Source organism: Moorena sp. SIO4E2 (assembly GCF_010671945.1).
Lineage (GTDB): Bacteria > Cyanobacteriota > Cyanobacteriia > Cyanobacteriales > Coleofasciculaceae > Moorena > Moorena producens.
Genome location: NZ_JAAHIE010000636.1, coordinates 1 through 3,746, shown reverse-complemented (window position 1 = coordinate 3,746; position 3,746 = coordinate 1). Strand labels below are relative to the sequence as shown.

Annotated in this window: 2 protein-coding genes and 1 pseudogene; 2 read left to right on the top strand and 1 reads right to left on the bottom strand. The window is 44.7% G+C overall.

The window, feature by feature from the left end; translation table 11 throughout:
• Positions 1 to 86 precede the first annotated feature (86 nt).
• Positions 87 to 1,589, bottom strand: a complete 1,503-nt coding sequence (locus F6K37_RS34540; RefSeq protein ID WP_287255330.1) for a glycosyltransferase — start codon at positions 1,587 to 1,589, stop codon at positions 87 to 89.
• A 387-nt stretch (positions 1,590 to 1,976) separates the two neighbouring features.
• Between F6K37_RS34540 and F6K37_RS34535 the strand changes: the two genes are divergently transcribed.
• The gene (locus F6K37_RS34535; RefSeq protein WP_502887799.1) at positions 1,977 to 3,320 is read left to right on the top strand and encodes an NAD(P)/FAD-dependent oxidoreductase; all 1,344 of its coding nucleotides are present in this window, start codon (positions 1,977 to 1,979) and stop codon (positions 3,318 to 3,320) included.
• 284 nt (positions 3,321 to 3,604) lie between these two features.
• Positions 3,605 to 3,746: pseudogene (locus F6K37_RS45815) on the top strand (homogentisate phytyltransferase); the annotation flags it as partial.

Here is a 3,746-nt window from a genome sequence, read left to right as displayed (position 1 = left end):
GCGAACAGCTTAAAATAAACCTCTGCCCTTGAGAATTTTATAGTTCGAGATTAATGAGAATGAAAGTCTTGGAAAAAGCCCTACAACTAATCCTTAACAAAATACCAGTAGCTCAATTCTTCCAAAGCAATATCATTCTCTGGCTGTGGAGCACGGAAATAGGAATGGATCGGAATTAACTCAGCAACAGGATGTGCTGATGGTTCAGAAATAATCTGTTTGATTCGGCTCAAGTAGTTTAAAGCGGTGCTATCCCAGGTGTAATATTTCAAAACATACTGCTGACAACGTTTCTGTAACCTTTGCCACAGTTTTTGATCACAAAGTATTTCCCTGATTCCTCTAGCAATATCTGCTGGATCATTGGGATCGACTAACATACCATAGTCTTCATCCCCTACTTTTAGACTTTCACCGACACCACTATTTTTTGTCACTACTATCGGTAATCCAGCCGCTGCTGCTTCTAAAGGAGCAAGACCAAAGGGTTCAAACAGGGAGGTAAGAGTAAACACCGAACCACGCTGAGCAAAATACCGATAGGAGGCGGCTAATGCTGGTTGATCGGGTACTGAGAAAGCACTAATTTTACCCCACAAATTTTTTTCTCGTACTACTTCCCGGATGGGACCGATTACTAGTTTTTCGGTCTGTTGATCCTGGACTTTTTCTTGCAAGGGGTTATCCAATCCACCAGTAATCAGCACCACATTGGCTTTCTCTTGGACTATCACATCGTCAGCAAATGCTTGCACTAAACCTAGGAGGTTTTTCTTGGGATCTAAACGGCTGGATGCCAAGATAGCTGGTAGATTGCGCCGTGACTCACTGATATCCCGGCGCAATCGCTGTTCAATCAGTTGATAAGTCGCTTGTTCATTATGAGCGATCGCATCGGAACCAAAAACAGAAGCATTCACTCCCGGTGCAATCACGGCAAATCGATGATCATCTTCTACATCCACTGCTCCACGATAAGCATGATGACTGTACTGTTGGAACCGCTCTTGTGCGGTATTAGTAATATTGAGGGCTGAGTGGTTCATGCTCAACCGTTCGGCTAGGATCCGGTATCGGAAATTGTAATAGTGATCAATTTCCGCCAGATTCTCTGGAGTGACGTGGAGTTTATCCATTTTTTGAGCCCCTAGGGAATGACCTGTGAAAGTAAAAGGGATCCCGGTCTGTTGCTCAATCAGCACTCCACACAGTCCCCCATCACTATAGTGGGTAGTCATGATATCAGGGAATCGACCTTCCTCTCGATAAAACTCCAGGATGTTTGGTACCCAGTCTTGGACGAGATAGGGCCATAACAACTCCTTGCGCAGGAACTCTTGTAGTCCGGCTGGCAATCGGATAATCCGAAGGTTGTCTACACTCCCATAGCAATCAAATGTCTCGGCAAATTCTGGCCAATCCGGATCAATGATGTGGCGGGTGAGAATATCTACTTGGTGACCTTGTTTTGCGATCGCATCTGCCACTTGCCTGACATAAACCAACTGACCACCGAAATCGGGATGTTCGCTAATGTAGCTATTTTTATGGTCAAAATTACCGTGAGGGTTGAGAAATCCAATGTGCATCACACTGACTCGAATAAAAACAAACTGTTACCAAACCCTGACAATTCCTAGGATTGACAATCCGGGTTGAGCTTGTTTTGGGGCTCTTATGTTAATTAAAAATTAAACTTATAATTATATTATGAAATTGGGTGGTTTTCACGACACATTTAATAGTTTTTAATGTTAACTTATATTAAGAAGCCTCGGGAAAGACGAGATCTGTTGCATAAATAGCCAACAACAGGGTGATAACTACGATAGTTTAGTTACCTCCTAAAAACTGACTTTTACAAAAGGTCTAGGGTGAAGGCAGGGACGTTATTCGTAATCAATCGTAAACAAAATCAATCGTAAATAAATTCAGGAGAGGTAAGACATTCTATGGTTAGTTCTATGGTTGGTTCTATGGTTAGTGAAGCAAAGACCACTACTCCTCACCATGTGGTCATTGTTGGTGGCGGATTTGGTGGACTCTATGCTGCTCAGGCTCTGAGAAAGGCACCAGTGAAAGTAACTCTAATCGATAAACGGAACTTTCATTTGTTCCAGCCCCTACTCTACCAAGTAGCTACCGGTGGCTTATCCGCTGGTGATATTTCCTCACCCCTGCGGGCAATCCTGAGTCACCAGAAAAATACTCAAGTGCTGATGGGGAAAGTAATTGGTCTTGACCCCAACCAGAAAACCGTTCAACTAGCAGACAAAGAAATATCTTACGACTCCTTGATCGTGGCCACTGGCGTTAGCCACCACTACTTCGGTAATGATCAATGGGCACAAGACGCTCCTGGTTTGAAAACCATTGAAGATGCCCTAGACATTAGACGTCGGATTTATTCTGCCTTTGAAGCAGCAGAAAAAGAAACTGACCCCGAGAAACGTCGCGCTTGGTTGACCTTTGTGTTGGTAGGAGGCGGACCAACTGGAGTGGAATTAGCCGGAGCCATGGCAGAATTGGCTTACGACACCTTAAAAAATGACTTCCGCGATATTGATACCTCCGAAGCGAGGATTGTGCTGTTGGAAGGGATGGATCGGATTTTGCCTCCTTACCCACCGGAGTTATCAGTAAAAGCCCAAAATTCTCTGGAACGGTTAGGGGTGACAGTACAGACAAAGACTCTAGTTACTAATATTGATAATGATATAGTTACCATGCGTCGAGGAGAGCAGGTAGAGGAAATTAACGCCAAAACTGTTCTGTGGGCAGCAGGGATGAAAGCATCTGCCATGGGCAAGGCGCTAGCAAACGCTACTGGTGTCGAGCTAGACCGGGCTGGACGGGTGATAGTACAACCGGATATGAGCTTGGCCGGACATCCGGATATTTTTGTGATTGGTGATTTGGCGAATTTCTCTCATCAAACCGGTAAGCCCCTACCAGGAGTTGCGCCAGTGGCGATGCAACAAGGCAAGTATGTATCTACTCTGATTCAGAAGCGCCTCAAGGAGGAGACAGTACCGGATTTCCATTATCAGGATTATGGTAATTTAGCGGTGATTGGACGGAATGCCGCAGTAGTGGATTTGGGGTTTGTTAAGTTCTCTGGTTTCCCCGCTTGGCTAGCCTGGATTTTTATCCACATCTTCTTCCTGATTGAGTTTGATAACAAGTTGCTGGTAATGATTCAGTGGGCATGGCATTACCTTACCTTTAAGCGCGGGGTTCGTTTAATTACCAACCTTGAGGAAGAACCAGCAGGGAATTTCGAGGAGAGAAGAGATTATCGGACGCCGGTACAGGTGTAGAGCTTTAGGGATTAGGGATTTAGGTAAGCTATCAGCTATCAGCATTCAGCTATCAGCATTCAGCCATTAGCTATCAGCTTATGCGCTACGCGCACGCTACGCGAACAGCCATTGGCCTACGGCCAAGCTACATCGAACAGCTTTTGAATAAAATAAGCTGACGGCTGACGGCTGACCGCTGACCGCTGACCGCTGAATGCTTACGTATTAAGAACCCTTACACTAAGTTTAAGTAGTAAAACCATTAACCTAAACTTTAATCCCTAATACCATTAACCTGATCCATGAGTCAGATTTCCTCTAAAACATCTACTCCTCCCTCGATTAATCTATTGGAGCAACCAGCCGCTTGGCTGTACAGTTTCTGGAAATTTTCTCGTCCCCATACGATTATTGGGACGAGTTTAAGTATTTTTGCCCTCTATA

Bases quoted from the DNA above. Each gene is read 5' to 3' on its own strand.
- F6K37_RS34540 (WP_287255330.1), bottom strand. From the start codon at position 1,589: ATGCACATTGGATTTCTCAACCCTCACGGTAATTTTGACCATAAAAAT.
- F6K37_RS34535 (WP_502887799.1), top strand. From the start codon at position 1,977: ATGGTTAGTGAAGCAAAGACCACTACTCCTCACCATGTGGTCATTGTT.